22 protein-coding genes and 1 pseudogene are annotated in these 25,126 nt (G+C 47.5%); 12 read left to right on the top strand and 11 right to left on the bottom strand.

Annotated features, from left to right (window positions below; all coding sequences use genetic code 11):
- Window positions 1-66: 66 nt before the first annotated feature.
- From DXD04_RS09165 to grpE, 3 genes are all read right to left on the bottom strand, one after another.
- On the bottom strand, window positions 67-714 hold the full coding sequence (locus tag DXD04_RS09165) for a hypothetical protein (protein ID WP_259295969.1): 648 nt from the start codon (window positions 712-714) through the stop codon (window positions 67-69).
- A gap of 326 nt (window positions 715-1,040) precedes the next feature.
- Entirely contained in the window at window positions 1,041-2,225 is a 1,185-nt protein-coding gene (dnaJ, locus tag DXD04_RS09160) for a molecular chaperone DnaJ (protein WP_007561676.1), read from the bottom strand.
- A gap of 15 nt (window positions 2,226-2,240) precedes the next feature.
- Window positions 2,241-2,846 carry a nucleotide exchange factor GrpE gene (gene grpE / locus DXD04_RS09155; protein WP_117672795.1) on the bottom strand — a complete coding sequence of 202 codons (606 nt, stop codon included), beginning with the start codon at window positions 2,844-2,846 and terminating at the stop codon, window positions 2,241-2,243.
- A gap of 277 nt (window positions 2,847-3,123) precedes the next feature.
- Here grpE and DXD04_RS09150 point away from each other — a divergent pair.
- From DXD04_RS09150 to DXD04_RS09125, 6 genes and pseudogenes are all read left to right on the top strand, one after another.
- A pseudogene (locus DXD04_RS09150) lies at window positions 3,124-6,877 on the top strand (CusA/CzcA family heavy metal efflux RND transporter); the annotation flags it as partial.
- A 601-nt stretch (window positions 6,878-7,478) separates the two neighbouring features.
- Window positions 7,479-8,396 (top strand): efflux RND transporter periplasmic adaptor subunit, encoded by a 918-nt coding sequence (locus DXD04_RS09145; protein WP_117672791.1) that lies wholly within the window; start codon window positions 7,479-7,481, stop codon window positions 8,394-8,396.
- Between the two features lie 9 nt (window positions 8,397-8,405).
- Window positions 8,406-9,449, top strand: coding sequence for a sensor histidine kinase (locus DXD04_RS09140; RefSeq protein WP_117672789.1), 1,044 nt, complete (start codon window positions 8,406-8,408; stop codon window positions 9,447-9,449).
- Window positions 9,446-10,204, top strand: coding sequence for a LytR/AlgR family response regulator transcription factor (locus DXD04_RS09135; protein WP_117672787.1), 759 nt, complete (start codon window positions 9,446-9,448; stop codon window positions 10,202-10,204). Before DXD04_RS09140 ends, DXD04_RS09135 begins: the two co-directional genes overlap by 4 nt.
- Before the next feature lie 118 nt (window positions 10,205-10,322).
- Entirely contained in the window at window positions 10,323-11,942 is a 1,620-nt protein-coding gene (locus DXD04_RS09130; RefSeq protein ID WP_007561688.1) for an ABC-F family ATP-binding cassette domain-containing protein, read from the top strand.
- Window positions 11,943-12,128: 186 nt separating this feature from the next.
- Window positions 12,129-13,286 carry an acyltransferase gene (locus DXD04_RS09125; RefSeq protein ID WP_117672785.1) on the top strand — a complete coding sequence of 386 codons (1,158 nt, stop codon included), beginning with the start codon at window positions 12,129-12,131 and terminating at the stop codon, window positions 13,284-13,286.
- Window positions 13,287-13,292: 6 nt separating this feature from the next.
- On the opposite strand, the gene DXD04_RS09120 is transcribed toward DXD04_RS09125, so the two are convergent.
- Entirely contained in the window at window positions 13,293-13,772 is a 480-nt protein-coding gene (locus tag DXD04_RS09120) for a cytidine deaminase (protein ID WP_117672783.1), read from the bottom strand.
- A gap of 141 nt (window positions 13,773-13,913) precedes the next feature.
- Between DXD04_RS09120 and DXD04_RS09115 the strand changes: the two genes are divergently transcribed.
- Complete coding sequence (locus DXD04_RS09115; RefSeq protein WP_117672781.1) at window positions 13,914-14,804, top strand: glucosaminidase domain-containing protein; 891 nt, start codon at window positions 13,914-13,916, stop codon at window positions 14,802-14,804.
- A gap of 5 nt (window positions 14,805-14,809) precedes the next feature.
- Here the strand turns inward: DXD04_RS09115 and rlmH are convergent, their stop codons facing one another.
- Complete coding sequence (gene rlmH / locus DXD04_RS09110; protein ID WP_022052416.1) at window positions 14,810-15,283, bottom strand: 23S rRNA (pseudouridine(1915)-N(3))-methyltransferase RlmH; 474 nt, start codon at window positions 15,281-15,283, stop codon at window positions 14,810-14,812.
- A 95-nt stretch (window positions 15,284-15,378) separates the two neighbouring features.
- Between rlmH and nadC the strand changes: the two genes are divergently transcribed.
- Window positions 15,379-16,233 carry a carboxylating nicotinate-nucleotide diphosphorylase gene (nadC, locus tag DXD04_RS09105; RefSeq protein WP_117672779.1) on the top strand — a complete coding sequence of 285 codons (855 nt, stop codon included), beginning with the start codon at window positions 15,379-15,381 and terminating at the stop codon, window positions 16,231-16,233.
- 68 nt (window positions 16,234-16,301) lie between these two features.
- Window positions 16,302-16,916 (top strand): DUF4923 family protein, encoded by a 615-nt coding sequence (locus DXD04_RS09100; RefSeq protein WP_117672777.1) that lies wholly within the window; start codon window positions 16,302-16,304, stop codon window positions 16,914-16,916.
- A gap of 77 nt (window positions 16,917-16,993) precedes the next feature.
- On the opposite strand, the gene hisB is transcribed toward DXD04_RS09100, so the two are convergent.
- The 6 genes from hisB to DXD04_RS09070 form a co-directional block, all read right to left on the bottom strand.
- The gene (gene hisB / locus DXD04_RS09095; RefSeq protein WP_117672774.1) at window positions 16,994-18,115 is read right to left on the bottom strand and encodes a bifunctional histidinol-phosphatase/imidazoleglycerol-phosphate dehydratase HisB; all 1,122 of its coding nucleotides are present in this window, start codon (window positions 18,113-18,115) and stop codon (window positions 16,994-16,996) included.
- The gene (gene hisC / locus DXD04_RS09090) at window positions 18,112-19,161 is read right to left on the bottom strand and encodes a histidinol-phosphate transaminase (RefSeq protein WP_117672772.1); all 1,050 of its coding nucleotides are present in this window, start codon (window positions 19,159-19,161) and stop codon (window positions 18,112-18,114) included. Before hisC ends, hisB begins: the two co-directional genes overlap by 4 nt.
- Before the next feature lie 2 nt (window positions 19,162-19,163).
- Window positions 19,164-20,441 (bottom strand): histidinol dehydrogenase, encoded by a 1,278-nt coding sequence (gene hisD, locus DXD04_RS09085; protein WP_117672770.1) that lies wholly within the window; start codon window positions 20,439-20,441, stop codon window positions 19,164-19,166.
- 31 nt (window positions 20,442-20,472) lie between these two features.
- A complete protein-coding gene (gene hisG, locus DXD04_RS09080) occupies window positions 20,473-21,324 on the bottom strand; it encodes an ATP phosphoribosyltransferase (RefSeq protein WP_117672768.1) in 852 nt (283 codons plus the stop codon).
- Window positions 21,325-21,579: 255 nt separating this feature from the next.
- Complete coding sequence (locus DXD04_RS09075; RefSeq protein WP_117672766.1) at window positions 21,580-22,065, bottom strand: PaaI family thioesterase; 486 nt, start codon at window positions 22,063-22,065, stop codon at window positions 21,580-21,582.
- Window positions 22,066-22,077: 12 nt separating this feature from the next.
- The gene (locus tag DXD04_RS09070) at window positions 22,078-22,377 is read right to left on the bottom strand and encodes a Dabb family protein (RefSeq protein WP_117672764.1); all 300 of its coding nucleotides are present in this window, start codon (window positions 22,375-22,377) and stop codon (window positions 22,078-22,080) included.
- Between the two features lie 70 nt (window positions 22,378-22,447).
- On the opposite strand from DXD04_RS09070, the gene udk reads away from it, so the two are divergent.
- The 3 genes from udk (at window position 22,448) to DXD04_RS09055 (ending at window position 25,109) form a co-directional block, all read left to right on the top strand.
- Window positions 22,448-23,059, top strand: a complete 612-nt coding sequence (gene udk, locus DXD04_RS09065) for a uridine kinase (RefSeq protein WP_117672762.1) — start codon at window positions 22,448-22,450, stop codon at window positions 23,057-23,059.
- Window positions 23,056-24,432: an MltF family protein gene (locus DXD04_RS09060; protein ID WP_117672760.1), complete on the top strand. Its 1,377-nt coding sequence runs from the start codon at window positions 23,056-23,058 to the stop codon at window positions 24,430-24,432. Before udk ends, DXD04_RS09060 begins: the two co-directional genes overlap by 4 nt.
- Window positions 24,433-24,782: 350 nt before the next feature.
- Window positions 24,783-25,109 (top strand): ArsR/SmtB family transcription factor, encoded by a 327-nt coding sequence (locus DXD04_RS09055; RefSeq protein ID WP_007561718.1) that lies wholly within the window; start codon window positions 24,783-24,785, stop codon window positions 25,107-25,109.
- Window positions 25,110-25,126 lie beyond the last annotated feature (17 nt).

Here is a 25,126-nt window from a genome sequence, read left to right as displayed (position 1 = left end):
GCTTTTTAAAAACAGCTGCAAATATCATCATTTTTATCAGGATAACCTATCTTTTTACGATTTCATTTACCAGTAAGTCCCTTGTGGGTACTTGATTCCTTCTACTCCGATGCTGATGGAACTGCTTTCATTAAACTTGAAATTAATCATTCCCCCAATCCGGTCGGGAGCGAAATTTGGCATGGGATAGTAATAGGGTGAACGTTTCGGCATGAGCGATTTGTTGCCATAGGCATACAGACTGATACGTTCGTTGACTTTAAACGCAGCAATGCCGGTAATTCCTACATTACGGTAGTTAATGCCACCCCAGTTGAAATTGCTGGCATACAATCCGCCTGCTACGCTGAAGCGCTTGTTCAGCGGTACGGCGTACAAGAAAGCGGCGTCCTGACCGAAACCCACTCCGGAAGGAGCATATTTGCTCGGACTGAACGTGACATTCATGCCGATGGAGGCATTGAATCCTTTATGCAACTCCCAGGTGGTATAGCCGTAATTGAACGGGGTAATGCCATACATATCGAAGGGAGAGTATAGGTAATGCTGCGGAACAGGAGCGGGCAGGGGTACACTGAGTGTATCCTTAGCCATGAGCTGTTCAGCATGCAATGTCGTGGAAAGGGAGTCGGAAGGAAGCGACTTAGGGTTTTCTGTCTGTGCTAAAACGAGTAACGGACAGAACAATGTCAGCAGCAAGATATATTTTTTCATGACTTTCATTTTTTTGTTACCCCAAAAATACAAAAAATGTCACTGCTATTTAGGCTGTTATCTCTTTTTAGTCTTGGTTTAAATTTTATTTGGATAAAGAAGACGATGTGGACCGGAGCAGAATCTGAAATGTCCTGTTCTCTTTTCAGTACTTCTTAAGGAGTACTGTAGTACTTCCACAAAAGTACTGGAGTACTTCCTATGCAGTACTGGGAAAAAGGCTTTCGGCCGAAATAGGAGACTTGCAGGAGTCGTGTTTAAATGCAGAAAGGACTGACTCCACTTGTAGGGGAGACAGTCCTTTCTTGTATCTGAAAAGCTGTTGCTTAATCGAATAAACTTCTGAATTTCTTGAAGATTTTTTCTTTCAGGCTTGTATTTGGCTTGAAGTTCTCTGCTTCCTGCCATTTTTCCAGTGCCTGACGTTCTTCTTTCGTCAACGTTTCCGGAATGTAGACGCTGATATTTACCAGCAAGTCACCTGTACCGGTGTTGTAGCCGTAGCTGTTGATGTTTGGCAGACCTTTGCCGCGCAAGCGGAGCACTTTGCCTGGCTGTGTGCCCGGCTCAATCTTGATTTTTGCCTTTCCATCGATGGTCGGAATTTCTACCGTACCTCCTAATGCAGCGGTCGGTACGCTCAACAGAAGGTTGTAGATCAAGTCACTTTCGTCGCGGATGAGTTCCGGATGCTTTTCTTCCTCAATCAAGACCAGCAAGTCGCCCGGTACCCCGTTGTGCTTTCCGGCATTACCTTTTCCGTTGATGGTCACCTGCATGCCTTCAGCTACTCCGGCCGGAATCTTCACGGTTACTACTTCTTCACCGTAAACCACTCCTTCACCGTTACATTCCTTACACTTGTTCTTGATAATTTTACCTTCACCGCCGCACTGCGGACATACAGACTGTGTCTGCATCATGCCGAAAATGCTCTGCTGTGTGCGGGTTACGCTACCCGTTCCGTGACAGGTAGGACAAGTTTCTGTACCTCCGTCACCTTCTGCCCCTGTACCATGACAGTGGCTGCATTCTACGTATTTCTTCAGCTTGAATTTCTTTTCAACCCCAGTTGAAATCTCCTTCAGGTTCAGTTTGACCTTTACGCGCAAGTCTGAACCACGGAATTTCCGCTGACGTGACTGGCCTCCGCCACCAAATCCGCTGCTGAATCCGCCAAATCCTCCGTGTCCGCCGAAAATATCGCCGAACATAGAGAAAATATCGTCCATAGACATGCCTTGGCCTCCAAATCCGCCAAATCCACTTCCACCTCCGGCTGCACCGTCTACTCCGGCAAAACCGAACTGGTCATAGCGTGAACGCTTGTCCGGGTTGCTCAATACTTCGTAGGCCTCTGCGGCTTCCTTGAACTTCTCTTCCGCTTCCTTATCACCCGGGTTGCGGTCCGGATGATATTGGATGGCCTTTTTTCGGTAGGCCTTCTTTATTTCGTCTGCCGTGGCTGTTTTGGCAACCCCCAGCACTTCATAATAATCTCTTTTCGCCATGACTATACCTGTTTATTATTGGGCAACCACCACTTTTGCATGGCGGATGACTTTTTCGTTCAGTTTATATCCGGTTTGTACACAATCCAAGACCTTGCCTTTCTGTTCTTCGCTTGGAGCAGGTACCAAAGCCACAGCTTCATGGAAGTCAGTATCGAATGCTTCGCCCACAGGTTCCATCTTTTCCAAGCCTTCCTGGTGCAGGTTTTTCAAAAACTTCTGATAAATCAGTTCCACTCCCTCATAAATGGCTTTCACGTCTTCTGCCTTCTGCATGTTCTGCAGCGCACGTTCCAAATCGTCCAGAATCGGCAGGATAGCATTGATAGCCTTTTCTCCTCCGTTTTTGATTAATTCGGCTTTTTCCTTTAAGGTACGTTTGCGGAAGTTGTCGAATTCAGCAGACAGACGCAGGTATTTGTCTTTCTGCTCGTCGATGACTTTCTGAGCTTCTTCCAGTTCTTTTCCCAACTTTTCTTCGGCAGTCAGTTCCTTTTCTTCTGAAGAGGCATTTTCCTGTGCTTCTGATGCTTCGGAAGTCGTTTGTTCATTCTCGGCAGTTTCTTGTGACTGCTTTTTCAATTCTTCTTCCACGTTCGGATTTTTATTTTCGTTGTTCATATCTTAATGGTTTTTATTTTCGTTTGAATAGTTTTCTTTTCTCTCTAACAAATTTCGTGCCTTAATGGCAGTTTTATTCAAATTGGCTGCAAAAATAATAAAAAACTGCCACACTGACATAGAAAAAACGAAGATTACACGTGTACTCCCGATTTTGGCATTTCATCATTCTGATAGGTCAGTTCAACCCTTGATTTGTCAGCTTCGCACGTTTGTTGGGCTTTTATTGTGTGGTGTGAGGTAATTTTGTTTCCATCATCAATCAATACACAAGAAAATGTTTAAGAAAATAGTCCGTTTTTCAATTCGAAAAAAACTGTTTGTCGTGTTGACAACCTTGTTTTTAATGATTGGGGGCATTTATTCAATGCTGACATTGCCCATCGATGCAGTGCCCGACATTACCAATAATCAGGTACAGATTGTTACCGTGTCGCCCACTTTGGCCCCTCAGGAGGTGGAACAGTTGATTACTTTTCCGATAGAAGTGGCCATGAGCAACATCATGAATGTGGAGGAAATTCGTTCCGTGTCCCGTTTCGGCTTGTCGCTGGTGACCGTGGTGTTCAAGGAAAGTGTGCCCACACTGGATGCCCGTCAGCTGGTGAATGAGCAGATACAAACCGTGGCCGGAGAAATTCCTTCGGAGTTGGGTGTGCCGGAGATGATGCCCATTACCACCGGTTTGGGTGAAATCTACCAGTATGTACTGAAAGTAGCTCCCGGGTATGAGGATAAATATGATGCCATGGAGTTGCGTACCATTCAAGACTGGATTGTGAAAAGACAGCTTTCGGGCATTCCAGGCATTGTGGAAATCAACAGTTTCGGAGGATACCTGAAGCAATATGAGGTGGCTGTCGACCCGGATGCTTTGTATTCGCTCAATATCACCATCAGCGATGTGTACGATGCATTGAGCCGCAACAACCAGAATACTGGAGGTAGTTATATAGAAAAGGTGAACCGTGCCTATTACATCCGTTCGGAGGGTATGATTACCGACTTGAAAGATATTGAACAGATTGTCGTGACCAATCGTGGAGGAATCCCTGTACATGTGAGCGACATTGCTAAAGTACGCTATGGAGCTCCCAAGCGTTTTGGTGCCATGACCAAGGATGGAGAAGGTGAATGCGTAGGAGGTATTGCCATGATGTTGAAGGGTGCCAATGCCAATGTGGTCACGCAGGAGTTGGAGAAACGCGTGGCGAAGGTACAGAAGATGCTTCCCGAAGGAGTCAGTGTAGAACCTTATCTGAATCGTTCGGAACTGGTGAACCGTAACATTTCGACAGTTATCCGCAACCTGGTAGAAGGAGCCATTATTGTGTTCTTGGTATTGATTCTGTTCCTCGGCAATGTCCGTGCAGGATTGATTGTGGCTTCCGTAATCCCGTTAGCTATGCTTTTTGCCTTTATCCTGATGCGGGTGTTCGGTGTATCTGCCAACCTGATGAGTTTGGGAGCTATCGACTTCGGTATTGTGGTAGACGGTTCCATTGTGATATTGGAAGGAATTCTGGCACATATCTATGGCCGTCGGTTGATGGGACGTACTCTTAGCAAAGAAGAAATGGATGCAGAGGTGGAGAAAGGAGCCGGCAATGTCGTACGAAGCGCCACGTTTGCCGTTTTGATTATTCTGATTGTGTTCTTCCCTATATTGACTTTGACCGGAATCGAAGGAAAATACTTTACTCCGATGGCCAAGACGCTGGTGTTCTGTATTATCGGTGCCTTGCTGCTGTCGCTGACTTATGTGCCGATGATGGCTTCCTTGTTCCTGAAGCGTACGGTATCGGTAAAACCGACATTGGCCGACCGTTTCTTTGAAAAATTGAACCGTGTATATCGTCGGACATTGGACTTCTGTCTGTCGCATGTATGGGGTACGCTGGTGTCAGCCTTTACCTTATTAATACTTTCGTTCTTTCTGTTTACCCGCTTGGGTGCCGAGTTTATTCCAACTCTTGACGAAGGTGACTTTGCCATGCAGATGACGCTTCCGGCAGGTAGTTCATTGAGCCGCAGCATCGAGGTGTCGCTTGAGGCTGAAAAGAAACTGAAGCAGGATTTCCCGGAAATCAAGCATGTGGTTGCCAAGATTGGTACCGCAGAGGTCCCGACCGACCCGATGGCGGTAGAGGATGCCGACGTGATGATTGTGATGAAGCCTTTCAGCGAATGGACATCGGCCAGCAGTCGGGCAGAGATGGTAGAGAAGATGAAGAAGTCACTGGAAACGGTGGAAGGGGCAGAATTCAATTTCAGCCAGCCTATCCAGTTGCGTTTCAATGAATTGATGACGGGTGCCAAAGCTGACATTGCCATCAAGCTGTATGGAGAGGATATGACTGAACTGTATGCCAAGGCCAAAGAAGCTGCGAAATACGTGGAACAGGTACCTGGAGCTGCCGATGTGCTGGTAGAGCAAGCCATGGGGCTTCCGCAATTGCTGGTGAAGTATGACCGCTCTAAAATAGCCCGTTATGGCATTGACATAGAAGAATTGAATTCCATTATTCGTACGGCATATGCAGGAGAAACCGCCGGGGTAGTCTTTGAAAACGAACGTCGTTTTGATCTGGTACTTCGTCTGGACAACGAAAAGGTGAAGGACTTGAATATCGACAAACTGTTTGTCCGCACGGGAGAAGGTATTCAGATACCAGTCAGCGAGGTAGCCAGCATTGATTTGGAAAACGGTCCTTTGCAGATTAACCGCGATGCAACCAAACGACGGATTGTCATTGGGGTCAATGTGCGCGATGCCGATATTCAGCAGGTAGTAGAACAGATACGTACCTCTCTGGAGAAAAATATCAAGTTGAAACCGGGATATTACTGGGAATACGGCGGACAGTTTGAGAACTTGCAGAATGCCGTGCGTACCCTGAGCATTGTTATTCCGATTGCGCTGATGCTGATTCTGCTGTTGCTGTTCTTTGCCTTCCGCAGTGTCATCTATTCATTGGTTGTCTTTTCTACGGTACCTTTGTCACTGATTGGCGGTGTGGTAGCTCTGTGGCTGCGCGGACTCCCGTTCAGTATTTCAGCCGGTGTAGGATTTATCGCCCTGTTTGGTGTAGCCGTGTTGAACGGTATTCTGATGATTAACCATTTTAATGATTTGCGAAAAGAAAAAACATATACCATGTGTACGAACCGAATTATTGCAAAAGGATGTCCTCATCTGTTGAGGCCTGTCTTCCTGACCGGACTGGTAGCTTCGTTGGGCTTTGTGCCGATGGCCGTAGCTACTTCTGCCGGTGCCGAAGTACAGCGTCCGCTGGCCACGGTAGTGATTGGTGGTCTGATTGTATCTACTGTTTTGACCCTGATTGTCATTCCGGTATTCTATCGTTTGGTAAATGTGATAGCCCATCTGTGGGGCCGGAAAAAACACCGTGTACGGTTGGGACGCAAGGCGGGTGTGACGTGTATGTTGCTCCTCGCAGCTGTATCTGTTTCTGCAGTCACTCCGCAGAAAGCAATTACCCTGGATGAGGCCGTAGAAATAGCCTTGCAGAATCATCCTCGTCTGAAGATAGCCAGTGCGGAGATTGAACGCAGCCGGGCAGCACGTGGTGAAGTGTGGGATGGAGGAAATACCTCGTTCAGCTATTCCTGGGGACAATTGAACGGAGAATACAAGAAAGATAATGAACTGGCCGTAGAACAGTCGTTAGGCTCTTTGCTGACTCCTTTTTATAAGAATGCGCTGGTGAATGCCCAGGTAACCACTGGCACTCATTACCGTGACATGGTGAAGAAAGAGATTGTGGCCGAAGTGAAACGGGCTTGGGTATATTATCAGTATGCTTTCCACCTGTATCATTTGTATGGAGCGCAAGAAGAGCTGGCCTTGAAGTTGCGTGAGAGTGGTGACTTGCGTTACCAGCAAGGAGATATTGACCAGACGGAACGTAATATGATTGCGACACTTGCTGCCGAACTCCACACTCGCAGCTTGCAGGCGCGGGAGGAGATGGAACTGGCTTCCCGCCGTTTCGCCTGGGCATGTTATGCCGGTGAACAGGTGGTTCCCAACGACAGTTCATTGGCTGTGCTTCCGCTGTCCTTGCAAGACCGGATGCTTTCGGCTCCTCATCTGAACTATTTTGCCAGTCAGGTGCAGGAAAAGAAATCGCAGCTTCGGATAGAACGGAGCAAGTTCTTCCCGGAATTTTCGCTGGGTTATGTCCGTCAGAAAATTGCTCCGCTGAATGGCTTGAATTCGTGGATGGTGGGAGTGTCTTTCCCCATTCTGTTCTTCCCGCAGCGCAGTCGCAGCAAGCAGGCAAAGGTAAACCTGCAGATTGCTCAGTGGGAGGCCGACCAGAACCGTGTGCAACTGAATAACAAGGTGGAGGAGCTTTACCGTCGTGTACGCCAGCAGCAGGAAAGCTTGGATTATTATGCCAAGGCTGCATTGAAAGAGGCGGATGCCTTGCAGGAAAGTGCCTTGATGAAGTTCAAGGAAAGTGAAATCAACATTACGGAGTTTGTGCAGAGTCTGAATGCTTCCCGTGACATTCGCCGGAATTATATTGAGACAGTGTATGCATACAATGTATCCGTGTTGGAAATCGAATTATATACAGAATAAAAATAAAAAAATATAGCAAGATGAAACAAATTCTTTTTTTCTCAGCCTTATGCTACTCGCTGGTGATGGCCTCTTGCGGAGGTGGTGCCACTAAAAAAACATCCGATGAATCTACAGCGGTACAGTCCGTACAGCAGGACAGTCTTCAGGCATCTGCCGACAGCCTGGAGGTGGACGGTACTACGGGAGCTACTCAGGTGGCCAATGCACCTTCTTTTAACGGCATCTTGATGATACCGCCACAGCAACACGCAACGATTACCCTTAGTATGGGTGGGGCTGTACACAGTGTTTCTTTCCTTCCGGGCGATTATGTGCGTAAAAACCAGGTCATCCTGACGCTGGAGAATCCGGAATTCATAGCCTTGCAGCAAACCTGGCTCGATGCGGCTGCGCAGACTGAGTTCCTGGAAAAAGAATATCTTCGCCAGCAGAATCTGGCTTCTCATGAGGCTGCTTCACAAAAACGGATGCAGCAGAGCAAGGCGGAATATTTGTCGATGAAGAGCCGTCTGGATGCAGCTGCGGCCCAGTTGCTGATTTTGGGAGTGGATGCCCGCAGCTTGCAGACAAAAGGTATTCAGCCTTATCTGGAAATAAAGGCACCTTTAAACGGCTATGTCACGAACATGAATGTGAACGTAGGAAAATATTTCAATGTAGGTGAACCCGTGTGCGATGTGATTGACAAGCAGGCCCCGATGCTGCAGCTTACAGCCTACGAAAAAGATCTGGATAAGTTGAATGTGGGCGACCGTATGGAGTTCCATGTAAACGGAATGGGAAATGAAACCTTCGAAGCCGTACTGGTTTCCATTGACCAGATGGTAGACAATGCCAACCGTTCCATCAAAGTGTATGCCCGTGTGGCTCATCCGCAAAAAGATTTTCGTCCCGGCATGTATGTGTCGGCACGTAAGTCGGCAAAAAATGAATAACTTTGCAGCATGAAGCGAATCTGGAGCAATAAATATGTGCTGATAGTGAATGCCATCTCCATCATGGTGGCATTCCTTACGCATTTCCCGGAACTGATTACCTTGTCGAATCCGTATTCGGCCGACGGTCTTTCGTTTCCGGGCATGCACTGGGCCGATGTGGGCAATGAGGTACTGTTTACGTACCTTTCCCTTCTTTTTCTCTTTTTCCTGAATGAAGCCGTGTTCCGTTTCAATAGCGATATGGTTTCTATCGGGTGGAAAAAGGTGGTTTGTTCGTTTGTGCTGACCTGGGTAGTAAGTAACCTGCTGGGCAAATGCTTTGTTTACCTGCATCAGCATTTCGATGTGCCTGCCATTGATGCCATGCTTCATCATTATCTTCATCCTTTGCGTGATTTCCTGATAACCTGCATTGTGACGGGAAGCTGCTATTTCTTCCATCAGAACCGGAAGAGCCGTAAGATGCTGCTCGAAAACCAGCAGTTGCGTATGGAAAATGTCATCAATCAGTACGAAGCCTTGAAAAGCCAGTTGAACCCCCACATGCTGTTTAATTCGCTGAACACCTTGTACCTTTTGATTCGGGAGTCACCCGACAAGGCCCGCCACTATTTGGAAGAATTGTCACGGGTGATGCGCTACACCTTGCAGGATAACGAGGCGCATTCCGTGACTTTGCGCGAGGAAATGGAGTTCGTGCAGTCGTACATGTACCTTTTGCAGGTGCGTTATGAAGAGAATCTTCAGTTTGACATCCGTATCCATCCGGAACTGATGTCACGGAAACTGCCACCCATGGCCCTGCAGTTATTGGTGGAGAATGCCGTGAAGCACAATGAAATCAGTAACCGCCGTCCGCTGACAGTGTCTGTGATAGCCGAAGGTGACACGGTAGAGGTGAGTAATCCGCTTCAGCCCAAACGGGGAGGGAGTGCCGGAATGGGTATCGGACTGGCAAATCTGGCCAAACGCTATCAGTTGCTGTATAAAAAAGACATAATCGTAAAAGAGGAAAATCATCGTTTCGCCGTTATTCTGCCTTTGATATGAAGACTTTGATTATAGAAGATGAGAAAGCAGCCTTGCGCAACCTGAAGGCCGTAATGCAGGAAGTGAACACCGATTTTGAAATCGTCGGCGAAGTGGACAGTATTTTCGATGGGGTGGAGTGGTTTCGCACGCATCCCATGCCGGAGCTGGTGTTTATGGACATTCATCTGGCCGATGGTTCAGCCTTCGATATCTGTGCGCAGGTAGACATCACGTGCCCCATCATCTTTACTACAGCCTACGATGAATATGCCTTGCGGGCCTTTAAGGTGAACAGTGTGGCCTATCTGCTCAAGCCCATCAGCCGGACTGATTTGCAGGAGGCCATGCACAAACTGGAATTGCTGGGCGGACAGGTGAAGGAAGAAAAACAGCCTGACTTGTCGGCTATCATCCGTAGTTTGAAAAAGAAAGAAAATTACAAGACGCATTTTCTGGTGCCGGTGAAGGGGGATAAACTTCTACCTGTGTCGGTGGAGGCTATCCAGTATTTTTATATCTCCAACGGGCTGGTTAAGGCGGTAGATAGTGAGGGAAAAGAATTTGTCTTCTCTCAGTCGCTCGACGAACTGGCCGAGCAATTGAATCCGCATGATTTCTTCCGTGCCAACCGCCAGTTTATCGTGTCGCGGAAGGCCGTATCCGACATCAGCCTATGGTTCAACGGACGGCTGGCCATCAACCTGAAAGTGCCGGTGCCCGAGAAAATCATCATCAGCAAGGCCAAGGCTTCGGAATTGAAAGACTGGTTCTGATTTTGTAAGACGTGCGGTACTTGTCAATCTGAAATGAAACCTCCTCTTCTCCTTTATACTGTATCTCATATTTTTATATTATCTTTGTGCCGTAATTCAAAAAAGGTAGAAAAAACAGATGATAACAGTTTCAAATGTAGCCGTTCAATTTGGTAAAAGAGTGTTGTATAACGACGTGAATCTGAAGTTCACGAATGGTAATATCTATGGTATTATCGGAGCCAACGGTGCCGGTAAGTCTACGTTCCTGAAAGTGATTTCAGGCGAGCTGGACCCTACTAAGGGTAGCATTACCCTGGGACCGGGCGAGCGTCTTTCGGTGTTGAGCCAGGACCACTTTAAGTTTGATGCCCACACGGTGCTCGATACCGTACTGATGGGACACACCATCCTTTGGGACATCATGAAGCAGCGCGAGGCCCTGTATGCCAAGGAAGATTTTACCGATGAAGACGGTATCAAGGCAGCCGAACTGGAAGAAAAGTTTGCCGAACTGGAAGGCTGGAATGCCGAGAGCGATGCAGCTATCCTGCTGAGCGGACTGGGCATAAAAGAAGACAAGCACTACACGCTGATGGGTGATTTGAGTGGTAAGGAAAAGGTGCGCGTGATGCTGGCACAGGCGCTTTTCGGAAATCCGGACAACTTGTTGCTCGACGAGCCGACCAATGACCTGGATATGGATACGGTGACCTGGCTCGAAGAATACCTTTCTAACTTTGAACATACCGTGCTGGTGGTAAGCCACGACCGTCACTTCCTTGACTCGGTATGTACGCATACGGTGGACATCGACTTCGGCAAGGTGAACCTCTTTGCCGGTAACTATAGCTTCTGGTATGAATCCAGCCAGCTGGCTCTCCGTCAGCAGCAGAACCAGAAGGCCAAGGCAGAAGAAAAACGTAAGGAACTGGAAGAATTTATCCGTCGTTTCTCTGCCAATGTAGCGAAATCCAAGCAGACTACCAGCCGTAAGAAGATGCTGGAGAAACTGAATGTGGATGAAATCAAGCCGTCTTCCCGTAAATATCCGGGTATCATCTTTACGATGGACCGTGAGCCGGGTAACCAGATTCTGGAGGTTTCCGGACTGCGTGCCGAAACGGAAGAAGGAACAGTGCTTTTCAATGACGTGAACTTCAACGTAGAGAAGGGCGACAAGATTGTCTTCCTGAGCCGCGACCCGCGTGCCATGACGGCCTTGTTTGAGATTATCAACGGACACCGTAAGGCACAGGCCGGACACTATAACTGGGGAGTAACCATTACTACGGCTTACTTGCCGCTGGATAATACGGATTATTTCAACTGCGACCTGAACCTGGTAGACTGGTTGAGCCAGTACGGTCAGGGCAATGAAGTGGAAATGAAAGGTTTCCTCGGCCGTATGTTGTTCTCCGGTGAAGAGGTGATGAAGAAAGTCAGCGTGTTGTCGGGAGGTGAGAAGATGCGTTGTATGATTGCTCGCATGCAGTTGCGTAATGCCAACTGTCTGATTCTGGATACTCCGACCAACCACCTGGACTTGGAATCTATTCAGGCGTTCAACAACAACCTGAAGATTTACAAGGGAAATGTGCTCTTTGCCTCACACGACCATGAGTTCATCGAAACCGTGGCCAACCGTATCATCGAGTTGACTCCGAACGGAATCATCGACAAGATGATGAGCTACGACGAGTATATTTCATCCGACCATATCAAGGAAATGCGTGCCCGTATGTACGGCGATAAATAAGACTCAAAAAACGCCTTTGCGTTTGGAAGAAAACGCAAGTACGTTTTATCCGAAACGCTTAGGCGTTTTACTTAAAGCGCAAGTACGTTTTTGTGGAAACGCACTTGCGTTTTTTTCTGTTCGTCAGGACTCCTTTGGGATATTTTGAAAATATAGGTATAATCTTCAAATTATCAGTTAGTTATTATGGACTCAACTTTAAATCCTACTCAAAAAACACACATCGTGTGGCTCGACGTGGTTCGTCTGGTAGCCATGTTCACTGTAGTATGCTGCCATTCGGCAGACCCGTTTAACTTCTATCCGGGAGAGCCCCCGGCCAATATTGCGGAAATCAAGTGGTGGGGTGCCGTGTACGGTTCCTTGCTTCGTCCGTGTGTGCCTTTGTTTGTAATGATTACAGGAGCCTTGCTGTTGCCGGTAAAAGGGGAGGTGGCTCCGTTTTATCGTAAACGCATCGGGCGTGTGTTCTGGCCTTTCCTTATCTGGTCGGTCATTTACAATCTTTTCCCGTGGATTACAGGCTTATTGGGAGTAGCTCCGGAAGTCATTCTCGATTTTTTCCCGTATTCGGGTGAGGAGGTGATGCGCCAGTCACTCGATGTATCGTTGGGATACATTGCACAGATGCCGTTCAACTTCTCTTTGCTGGACGTGCACATGTGGTACATTTATCTGCTTATCGGGCTGTATCTGTACATGCCGGTATTTTCCGCCTGGGTGGAAAAAGCCAGCCGGAAAGCACAGCGCTGGTTTCTTGTGGCCTGGGGCGTGACGCTTTTTGTTCCTTATTACAGGGAATTTGTAGGGCCTTACATCTGGGGGTCCTGTTCCTGGAACGAGTTTTATATGCTCTATATGTTTGCAGGATTCAACGGTTATCTGCTGTTAGGACATTATCTCCGTCACACGGAATGGAGTCTGGCAAAAACACTGGGATGGGGAATCCCTATGTTTGTCGTAGGTTTCTGTGTCACGTTCTTCGGTTTCCGTCACATGACCGCATCGCCCGACTGCACGGAAGAACAGCTCGAACTTTTCTTCTACTATTGTTCCCCGAACGTGGTGCTGATGACCCTTCCGTTGTTCATGCTTTGTAAGAAAGTTCGTGTAAATAGTCAGCCAATACAGAAAGCCCTTGCCAATCTGACGGTATGCGGTTTCGGAGTGTATATGATTCATTATTTCTTCACCGGTCCGAGCGTAGTGCTGGCCCGTATGTGTCACGTGCCTGTCGGATTGCAGATACCGTTTGCTGCGGTAGTTGCTTTCCTTGTATCATGGGGACTGGTGATTCTGCTTCGCCGGCTGACCGGAAAGTATGCCCGTTATGTGGTAGGGTGAGGGAGTTTATTTCAAAAACTCCCCGCCGAAAGATAAGGGTAACAAGTCTTTGGTTCCGTCTATCTCGTAAATCGCATTTTCTCCATATAGCAAAATGCGCATAGGCTGTTGGTAGCGCTGTTCAGTTTCCAATAGCACCTGCCGGCAGGCTCCGCAAGGAGGAATCGGTGTATCGAGATAGCCGGATTCACTTCGGGCGGCGATGGCCAGTGTCTGCACAGGCTGGTCGGGATACTGGGAATTGGCATAAAACAGTGTGGTACGTTCGGCACATGTTCCGGATGGGTAGGCAGCGTTTTCTTGATTCGTGCCCGTCACAATCACCCCGTTCTTCAGCAGGGCAGCGGCACCGACTGAGAATTTGGAGTAAGGCGCATAGCTGCGTGAGGTGGCTTCTTTAGCTTTGTCTATCAGTTCACGGTCTTGTGGGGTAAGTTCATCGTATTGCAAGGAGTGGATACGAATTTCAAGTTTGATTTCTTTCATGGCTTTTGTTTTTGTAGTTGGTAAACAAATATAAGTAAAAAAATGCTTTTCTCCCTGTTTTTCTGTATTTTTAAGTGTTTGCCCGTAAGCTTCTGTGGTGAATCGTTTATCTTTGCACGTTAAACGGTAAAGAAGAACTGCATGAAATCATTAAAATATATTTTGGTGTGCTGTCTGGCAGGGATGGCACTCTCTTTGGGAGCAGATCAGCGCAAGAATAAGGCATACGAAGATTACATCCGGCAGTATCATAAAATTGCAGTGGAGGAGATGAAGCGTTATCATATTCCGGCCAGTATCACACTGGCACAGGGACTGCTGGAGTCAGGAGCCGGACGAAGTGAACTGGCCCGCAAGTCGAACAACCATTTCGGTATCAAGTGTGGACGGAGTTGGGACGGACGGACAGTACGTGCCGACGACGATGCACCGAATGAATGTTTCCGGGCTTATCGTCATGCCAAGGATTCGTATCGTGATCATTCCAAATTCTTGCGTACGGGAGCACGTTATGCCTTTTTGTTTCGTTTGAAGATTACGGATTACAAGGGATGGGCACGTGGCTTGAAGAAGGCAGGTTATGCCACTGACCCGCGTTATGCTGATCGTCTGATCAACATCATTGAGCTCTACGACCTGGATCGTTACGATACCAAGAAAGGTTTGGAATGGATAGAAGAATTCCCCAATCCGCATCAGCCGTATTTAGCTAATGATATGGTGTACATCATCGCCCGTAGGGGAGATACGTTTGAAAAACTGTCGGATGAATTGGGTATCAGCAAGAAGAAACTGCGTACTTACAACGAGCTTCCCAAGGACTATCAGTTTATGGGAGGGGAAATTGTGTACCTGGAGAAAAAACACCGTCGGGCTACGAAGGAATACATTGTGTACGTGGTGCGTCAGGGTGATTCCATGTACTCTATTTCCCAGAAATTCGGTATCCGTTTGAAGAACCTGTATAAGTTGAATAAGATGGAGCCAGATTCACCGGCTCCGAAAGTAGGCGATATTCTGCGGTTGAGATAACCGGTTTATTCGTGGTGGTAAGGGCCGTTGTTTAGAATGGTCATGGCCCGGTAAAGCTGTTCCACGAAGATAAGCCGTATCATTTGGTGCGAAAATGTCATTTTGGAAAGTGAAATCTTTTCCTGGGCAGCCTGATAGACGGAAGGAGAGAATCCGTAAGGTCCGCCGATGATGAACACCAGCCGCTTGTTTACGGTATGCATTTTCCGCTCTATCCAGTTGGCAAACTCGATGGAGCGGAATTCTTTTCCATGCTCGTCGAGCAATACTACTACATCGCCGGGCTGCAAGGCTTTCAGGATGGCTTCGCCTTCCTTTTCTTTTTGCTGCTCCATGCTGAGGCTTTTGGTATTCTTCAGTTCAGGTATCACCTCCATATCGAACGAAACATAGTGTTTGGTACGTTCCACATAGTCATTGATGGCTGTGATATAATGCTTTTCGACCGTTCGGCCGACCACAAGTAGGGTAAATTTCATATCTTTTTTACTTTGATTAAAACGGGTTGCCTTTGCAAAGATATGAATAATAATTACCTTTGCTTCCTGAAATATCACTTAATATTTTGAACAAAATGGACGAAAAAATTGTAAAGGATTTGATTGACCGTCTGATTGACCTCTCTTTTGCAGAGGATATAGGTGACGGTGACCATACTACGTTGTCTTGCATTCCGGCGGATGCAATGGGCAAGTCGAAACTGCTGATTAAGGAAGAAGGTATTCTGGCCGGTATTGAAATTGCAAAAGAAGTGTTCCATCGCTTTGACCCTGAAATGAAGGTAGAAGTGTTCATTCAGGACGGTACACACGTGAAACCGGGCGATGTGGCCATGGTGGTAGAAGGAAAGATTCAGTCTTTGCTTCAGACCGAACGCCTGATGCTGAACATCATGCAGCGTATGAGCGGTATTGCTACGATGACCAGCAAATATGTAGAACGCCTGAAAGGTACGAAGACTCGCGTGCTGGATACACGTAAGACGACTCCGGGTATGCGTATTCTGGAAAAGATGGCGGTGAAAATCGGTGGAGGAGTAAACCATCGTATCGGTCTGTTCGATATGATTCTGCTGAAAGACAATCACGTGGACTTTGCCGGAGGAATTGACAAGGCAATCACGCGTGCTAAGGAATATTGCAAGGCAAAAGGAAAGGACCTGAAGATTGAAATTGAAGTGCGCAACTTCGACGAATTGAAGCAGGTGCTCGACCTGGGTGGAGTAGACCGCATCATGCTGGACAACTTTACTCCGGAAAATACACGCAAGGCCGTAGAAATGGTTGGCGGTCGTGTGGAACTGGAGTCATCAGGCGGTATTACCTTCGACACCTTGCGTGACTATGCAGAATGTGGAGTGGATTACATTTCTGTAGGTGCACTGACGCATTCTGTGAAAGGTCTTGACATGAGTTTCAAGGCTTGCTGAGGCTGACCGAATGAAAGGCATGCCCCACTTGTTAAATAAGTATCTACCAAAATAAAATAAGAAGAGTGATGAAAAAAAGTGTTTTATGGAGAAGTGTGCTGGTGCTGGCATTGTGTATTGCCGGAACAGCCAATGGAATGGCTCAGGACCTGAAATCAATTCTGTCAGGTGTAGCCAATGCGGTAGCGAATAAGGTAACGGGTGAAAGTGCCTCATTGACAGGAACGTGGGCTTATGTGGGTCCGGACTGTAAGTTTGAGAGTGACAATCTGCTGGCCAAGGCTGGTGGTGAAGTGGCTGCCAAACAGGTAGAAGATAAGATGAGCGCTGTACTGGAGAAGCTGGGTTTCAAGGAAGGTACAACCTACACCTTCAATGCCGATAGTACGTATACTTCGGTGGTGGGTGGAAAAACAGTTAACGGAACATACAGTTACAATGCGGATACCAAGGAACTGACAATGAAAACTCGTCTGGGATTGAAAGTGAATGCGACGGTTTCGAAGGGGCTGACCGGAGATACCATGAGCCTGCTGTTCAAGGCAGACAAATTGATGTCGCTGGCACAGACCATCACAGGAGCTGTGGCAAGTAAGTCATCCAATTCGGCAGTAAGTACAGCCAGTTCGTTGTTGAGCCAATATGACGGATTACAATTGGGAGTGCAGCTGAAGAAGCAGTAGCACATTGTAGATTGTAAAGAATAAAAAAGAAGCATGGATTTTAGCGAATGCCTGGAATCCATGCTTCTTTTTTTATGTCAGATGCATCCCTTGCTGGAAGGAATCTCAAAATGATGAATGTCACGGCGTATGGCCATCTTGATGCTGCGGGCGAGGGCCTTGAAGATACCTTCTATCTTGTGGTGCTCATTGGTTCCCTCGGCCTTGATATGGAGGTTCATACGGGCCGAATCACTCAGCGACTTGAAGAAATGGAGGAACATCTCGGTAGGCATGTCGCCAATCTTTTCACGGGTAAAGGTGGCGTCCCATACCAGCCAGGCCCGTCCGCCGAAATCGAGTGAAACCATACACTGGCAGTCGTCCATGGGCAGACAGTAGCCGTAGCGTTCGATACCTCTCTTGTTTCCTAATGTTTTGTATAGACATTCTCCTAAGGCGATGGCCGTATCTTCAATGGTGTGGTGCTCGTCCACTTCCAGGTCACCGTCTACGTGGATGTCCAGGTCGATGCCGCCATGCTTGCCTATTTGTTCCAGCATGTGGTCGAAGAATCCCAGTCCGGTATGGATATGGCAGGTGCCGTTTCCGTCCAGGTTCACCCGGATACGGATATCGGTTTCCTTAGTCTTGCGGCATACCTCGGCAGTACGTTCACCGGCAAAGAGAAACTCTGCCACGCGGTCCCAGTCGGTGGTAGCTAATACGCACGTGTCTTCCAGTCCTTTTTCGGTCAGCAGACTTTTATCCGGTTGCAGCAGGATGGCCTTGCAGCCTAAGTTCTTGGCCAGCTCTACATCGGTAGCGCGGTCGCCAATCACAAAGCTTCCGCCCAAGTCGTATTCCGGATTGTTCAGGTAGGCCGTGAGCATGCCGGTGCGTGGCTTGCGGGTAGGGGCATTGTCTTCCGGGAAACTCCGGTCGATAAGGATGTCGTCAAATTCAATGCCTTCGTTTTTGAACGACTGAAGCATCAGGTTGTGCACGGGCCAGAATGTGTCTTCCGGAAAAGAATCAGTACCTAATCCGTCCTGATTGGTCACCATGACAAACTCAAAATCCAGTTTCTGCCGCATAAAGTAGAGGTTGCGGAACACCTTCGGATAGAATTCCAGTTTCTCGAACGCATCTAACTGGTAATCTACGGGCGGCTCGATGACGAGGGTACCGTCGCGGTCAATGAACAATACTTTTTTCATGCTTCCTCCTCCTTGTAGTTTTTCAGGGCTTCCAGCAGGGTATCGTTCTCCGGACGCGTACCGATGGTGATGCGCAGACAGTCCTGACAAAGTGTGACACTACTACGGTTGCGGACGATGATACCCTTATCCACCAGGTAGTTGTAGATTTTCTTGGCATCACTTACTCGTGTCAGGAAGAAATTGGCATCAGTAGGATAGATACGTCGGCAGCAAGCAAGCTTCTGGAATTCCTGCATGAGACGGGTACGTTCGTGGAGCAAGGATTCTACCCACTGCTGTACCTGATAATGCTTTTCAATCATGTGGATGGCTTCCTGCTGGGTCAGTCGGTTTACGTTGTACGGATATTTGATTTTATTCAGCAGGTTGATGATTTCCTGAGAAGCAAAAGCCATGCCCAGACGGATACCGGCGCATCCCCATGCCTTGGAGAAGGTCTGCAGGATAATCAGGTTCGGAAATTCGTCGAGCTGCTGCAGGAACGATGCTTCATTTGAGAAGTCTGCGTATGCCTCATCCAGAATAACCAGTCCTTCAAATGAGCGGAGCAGGGTAAGAATCTCTTCCCGGCACAGACGGTTTCCCGTCGGGTTATTGGGCGAACAGAGGAAAATCAGTTTAGTGTGTTCGTCGGCAGCAGCCAGTAAGTCGGCAGCTTTGAACTGAAAGTTTTCATCCAACTGTACTTTCCGGTATTCCACGTCATTTACTTCGGCACATACCTGATACATACCGTACGTCGGGTCGATAGCCACTACATTGTCAATGCCCGGACGGCAGAAAGCACGGAAAGGAAGGTCAATGGCCTCATCGCTTCCATTACCTAAAAAAATGCGGTCTGGCGATACCTTCTTTACTCTTCCAATCAGGCCCTTTAATTCTCTTTGAAGCGGGTCTGGATAACGGTTGTTGGGGGTATTGTAGGGATTTTCATTGGCATCCAAAAATATGGAAGCCTCTTTCCCGCTATATTCGTCGCGTGCCGAAGAATAGGGTTTCAAGGCCCAAATGTTCGGTCGCGTAAGTTCTTTCAATGGTTTCATAGTTACTTATTTAAACGTACGGATACTGCATTTTTGTGCGCGTCGAGTTGTTCGTTGGCTGCCATGACTTCAATGGCCGGACCAATCATGGCAATACCTTCGGGTGTAATTTCCTGGAAGGTAATCTTGCGGATGAAGCTGTCCAGACTGACTCCGCTGTAGGCCTTGGCATAACCGTTGGTAGGGAGAGTATGGTTGGTGCCCGAAGCATAGTCGCCTGCACTTTCCGGAGAATAATAGCCTAAGAACACGGAACCCGCATTGACAATGCGTTCGCTGATTTCCATGTAATCCTTGGTTTCGATAATCAGGTGCTCGGGAGCATATTCGTTGGTCATTTCTACGGCTTCGTCCATGTTCTTCACTAAAATCAATTTGCTGGCAGCTAAAGAACGGCTGGCGATTTCCTTTCGGGGAAGCTGGGCCAGCTGGCGTTCCACTTCTTCTGTCACCGCTTTCAGCAAAGTTTCACTGGTGGTAATCAGGATGGCCTGGCTGTCGGTGCCGTGTTCTGCCTGTGAAAGTAAATCGGCAGCCACAAAGACCGGATTGGCTGTTTCATCGGCCAGTACCGCTACTTCAGAAGGCCCGGCTGGCATGTCAATAGCTACGTCACGTAAGGAAACCTGCTGTTTGGCGGCAGTGACATACTGGTTGCCCGGACCGAATATCTTGTATACTTTGGGAATGCTTTCCGTGCCATAGGCCATGGCTCCGATAGCTTGTACCCCGCCGGCTTTGAAGACGCGGTTGATGCCAGCCAGTTTGGCTGCGTAGAGAATGGCCGGGTGAATCTTTCCTTCCTTGTTGGGAGGAGTACAGAGAATGATTTCCTTGCATCCGGCAATCTGTGCCGGGGTAGCCAGCATCAGGACAGTGGAGAAAAGAGGAGCTGTTCCACCGGGAATGTACAATCCCACTTTCTCGATAGCTACCGCTTTCTGCCAGCAAGTCACGCCCGGCAGTGTGGTGATTTTCTTTCCCTGGAATACCTGTGCGGCGTGGAACGTGCGGATGTTGTTATAAGCCAGTGTGATGGCCGCCTTCAGTTCGATGCTGACTTTCTTTTCTGCTTCGGCAATTTCTTCCTCGCTTACCAGCAGGGAGTTCAGTTGCACTTTGTCGAATTTTTCTTCGTATTCGAGTACGGCTTTATCACCCTCAAATTTGATGCGGTTTAATATTTCGAGTACGGTTTCCCGCAATGATTCCGTTTGAAGAGTCGGGCGTTTCAGCAAGTCCGCCCATGTATTTCTTTCAGGATAAGTAATGATGTTCATAGTAACAATCTTTGTGATTAGGTTCTGAAAATCAAAGTATCATTTTCTCAATAGGCAGCACCAGGATGCCTTGTGCACCGATGGCTTTCAGCTTGCCGATGATTTCCCAGAAACATTTCTGGTCGAGAACAGTGTGGATGCTGCTCCAGCCTTCTGTAGCCAATGGCATAATGGTTGGGCTCTTTACACCGGGAAGAACAGCTACGATTTCTTGTACCTTGTCGGTCGGTACGTTCATCAGCACGTATTTCTTGTCTTCAGCGGTTTTGACTGCATTGATGCGGAACAGCAGTTCCTGAAGTATTTCCTTCTTTTCGTCTGACATGTGCTTGTTTCCGATGAGCAGCGCTTCGCTCTTCATTACCACTTCCACCTCCTTCAGGTTGTTGCTGATAAGGGTGGAGCCGGAGCTGACAATGTCGAAGATGGCATCTGCCAGACCGATGGCCGGAGCAATCTCCACCGAACCCGTGATAACATGGATGTCGGCCTCAATGTGCTGTTGTGTCAGGAAGTTTTTCAGGATATTGGGGTAGGAGGTAGCAATCTTTTTGTGATTGAACCATTCCAGTCCGTTGTATTCCGTTTCTTTGTGAATGGCCAGTGACAAACGGCATTTGCTGAAGCCCAGACGGTGCACGATTTCCGCTTCTTCGGCACGTTCCACGAATTCGTTTTCTCCTACAATACCGAGGTCGGCCACGCCGTTGGCCACACATTGTGGAATATCATCGTCGCGCAGGAACAGTACTTCTACCGGAAAATTACTGGACTGTGTCAGCAGGGTGCGTTTGGAGGTAGATAACTTGATGTCTGCTTCAGTAAACAGGGCCATTGTGTCTTCGAACAAGCGCCCTTTGGATTGTACGGCAATTCTTAACATATTGTTCTAAGTTTTTAAAGTGTCAAATAAAAAAGGCTTACCGAGGAATAAATTCTTACGGCAAGCCTTTGTGTAATCTTATCTCTTGTAACTGCACGCGTCGTCAGCCTACCGTGTGAACCGTTAGGTAATGATGATGGCGATGATGTACAGTATTTAAAATCATAATTATCGTTCTTTTGTTGCGACAAAAATATTAGATAAGAATTAAAAAAGCAAATATTTATCAGAAAAAACTCGCTTTTGCTGTCAAATTTATAAAGATTCCTTTTCTTTTTCCGTATAACAGCCTTTGAAGTACATTTCCTTTTCTGCTTTTTCTCTTGGGAAAATGAAATAGGTGCAGACGGCCTTGGTGCAGACTTCATCCTGTGCATTGTAGATTTCGGCTTCAATGAACACAAAGTTCCGTTTCTGCTCCTTGATTCTTCCTTTGAGGGTAAGGTGAGAGTCGGTCGTGTGAATGGGTTTCAGGTATTGAGTTTCCATGCGCGAAGTCACTCCCGCCGTCTGAAGCTTGCGGGCAATCACCCAGGCACATATCTCATCCAGCAGAGTTGCCTGAATACCTCCGTGCAGGGTGTTCAACCAACCTTGAAAACGGGCTTCAGGTACCCATTTACTCACAATCTCGTCCCCGTCTTCATAAAATTCCATTTTCAGGCCCGACTCGTTGTTGGGGGCACAGCCGAAACAGAAGTATCCTTCCATTCCTTCCCATGGATTGATGATTTTTTCCATGATGGCTGAGTTTTAGATAGTATAGTCCACGCAGGCACGGTTTTCCTTGGCATCTTTCAGAATACCAGCTGCGGCTACGTGTGCCGGATGGATGGCATAAGCCTTCACGTCGTCCAGCGTATCGAAACTGCTGTCCAGGCAGATGTCCCATACTTCTGCCGGGTTTTCATTCAGTCCTACATGAATGTCACGAATAAAGGGGATAGTGGCCGGAAGAGCCTCGATGGCAGTCTTGAAACGGTTCATAATGTCGGCTTTTTCTGCCGGAGAAAGGGTTTCTTTCAATTTAAATAAAACAATGTGCTTGACCATGTTTGTTTGTTTTTATGATTTTCGTATCTTTGAATATTGCAAATATAGAAATTAATTATTGAAACAAGTTATGATTATCATTGGAATTGCAGGAGGAACAGGCTCCGGTAAAACAACTGTAGTGAGAAGGATTATCGAAAGTCTGTCGGAGAATGAAGTGGCAGTGCTTCCGCTTGATTCATATTATAAGGACAGCAGTCATGTGCCCGTGGAAGAACGGCAGAACATCAACTTTGACCATCCTTCGGCATTCGACTGGGATTTGCTCTCCAAGCATATCTCCATGCTGCGTAACGGAGAATCCATTGAACAGCCTGTATATTCCTATCTTACCTGTACGCGCCAGAAAGAAACCGTGCATGTAGAACCCCGTAAGGTCATCATCATCGAAGGTATTTTGGCTTTGAGCGACCGCAGGTTGTGCAAGCAGATGGACCTCCGTATTTTTGTGGATGCCGATCCGGACGAACGTCTCATCCGTGTCATCCAGCGAGATGTGATAGAACGCGGACGTACGGCTGAGGCGGTGATGGAACGTTATGTGCGTGTGTTGAAACCCATGCACCTGGAGTTTATCGAACCGGCCAAGCGAATAGCCGACCTGATTGTGCCGCAAGGAGGTCATAATGAAAAGGCCATCGAGATTCTGAAGATGTACATTGAACGAATCGTAGACAAATGAAAGGCTGGATAACGGGGCTGTGCTGTGTGCTGGCCTTTTTTTTGTTTTTTTCATGCGGCTCTGAGAAAAAAGCGGAAGAGACTGCCGTCGATTTGCCACAGATTCAGGAAAGAAAGGAACTGGTGGTGCTGACTGTCAACAGCTCTGTGTCTTATTTCCATTACCGTGGTGAACCCATGGGATTCCAGTACGAATTGGCCCAGCAGTTTGCCAAGTCGCTGGGACTCGACCTAAAGGTGAAGGTCGTAAAAGACGAAGAGCAGCTGGTGAGCAGTCTGCTCAAAGGAGAAGGTGATTTGGTAGCCTACAACCTGATTATTACCAATCCGCTGAAGGATAGTCTGATTTATTGTGGTGAAGAAGACATTACGCGGCAGGTAATTATACAGCGGAGAGGGAAGAAAGCTTTGAAGGATGTCACGGAACTGGTAGGAAAGAAAGTCTATGTCAATTCCGGAAAATACCGTACCCGTCTGGAGAATCTGAACCGCGAACTGGGAGGAGGAATCGATATTTGTGAGATTTCCTCCGACAGTGTATCGTCGGAAGACCTGATTACGTGGGTGGCAGAGGGGCGTATTGACTACACGGTAGCTACAGATGAAATTGCTCGCATCAACCGTACCTATTATCCGGTACTTGACATCAACTTGGCCATCAGCTTTGACCAGCGTTCTTCGTGGGCCGTACGAAAAACTTCACCCTTACTGGCAGAAGCTGCCGATAAATGGCACCGCGAGAACATCAATTCACCGGAGTTTCGTGCCAGCGCCCGCCGTTATTTTGAATTGGCCAAGCGTCCCGCACATGGAGCCATTCTTTCCGTGAAAGACGGTAAGATTTCCCACTACGATGATTTGTTCCGGCGTTATGCCAAAGAAATCGGTTGGGACTGGCGTCTGTTAGCTTCGTTGGCCTATACCGAATCGAACTTCAATCCGAATGTCGTATCATGGGCTGGGGCCAAGGGGCTGATGCAGCTGATGCCGGCTACGGCACGTGCCATGGGAGTGCCGCCGGGCAAAGAGCAGGATCCGGAAGAGAGTATCAAAGCTGCCGTGAAGTATATTGCCGGAATGCAGCGTACGTTTAGTAAAATCACGGATAAGGAAGAACAGGCCAAGTTCATATTGGCTGCCTATAATTCCGGTATCGGCCATGTGACCGATGCCATGGCATTGGCCGAAAAATACGGACGTAACCGCTACATCTGGGAGCATCATGTGGCCCACTTTATGCTGTTGAAAAGCAACAAGGAATATTATCAGGATCCCGTTTGCAAGAACGGGTATGCCCGAGGAAGCGATACCTATGAGTTTGTACACGAGATTCTGGCACGTGCGGAACTTTACCGAAAGAAGATAAAGAAGTAAACAACTGAAAAGTTGGGTTTTATAAATAGCCTGAAGTTTTTGCGGAAGCTTCAGGCTATTTTTTTACGTTTCCCGTTGCAGAAACGTAAGTTTCTCAGTGCGGAAATATAGGTTTCCCTATCGGAAACCGTACGGTTTATGTGGGGGAAACGTAGAAAACTTTTCAGCAGTCTGCTTTTTCTTTTAGGAAGTTTGCAAAATATAATAAGTTACATTATTTCCTAATCATTTTAAAGTTCTACAATAAGCAGATAGCTAAAAGAAGTTTTCTGCTTGAAAAAAATAAGTTTTTCTTTGGCGCTGTATAATTATATTCGTAATTTTGCGAACAACAAACAAAAGAGGTGAAAATGGTAAGAAAGAACTATTCAGAAGAACAGGAAAAAATGGCCCGCTTTGCCAAGGCCATGGGGCATCCGGCTCGTATAGCCATACTTCAATTTTTGGCCTCACAGGAATGTTGCTTTTTCGGCGACATTCATGAAGAACTGCCTATAGCCAAGGCTACAGTGTCACAGCACTTGAAGGAACTGAAAGAAGCCGGACTGATTCAGGGAGAGATTGAAGCACCTAAGGTGAGGTATTGCATTAATAAGGAGAACTGGAAACTGGCCAAAAAAATGTTTGCCGATTTCCTGGGCCAGCCGATATGTAAAAAAGAGAGCTGTTGCGAATAAGCTCTTTTTTTTGTTGT

The sequence above is a fragment of the Phocaeicola plebeius genome, from assembly GCF_003437535.1.
In the GTDB taxonomy this organism is placed as follows: domain Bacteria; phylum Bacteroidota; class Bacteroidia; order Bacteroidales; family Bacteroidaceae; genus Phocaeicola; species Phocaeicola plebeius_A.
The sequence above is the reverse complement of the archived record's forward strand: the minus strand, read 5'-3'. Positions and strand labels throughout refer to the sequence as shown.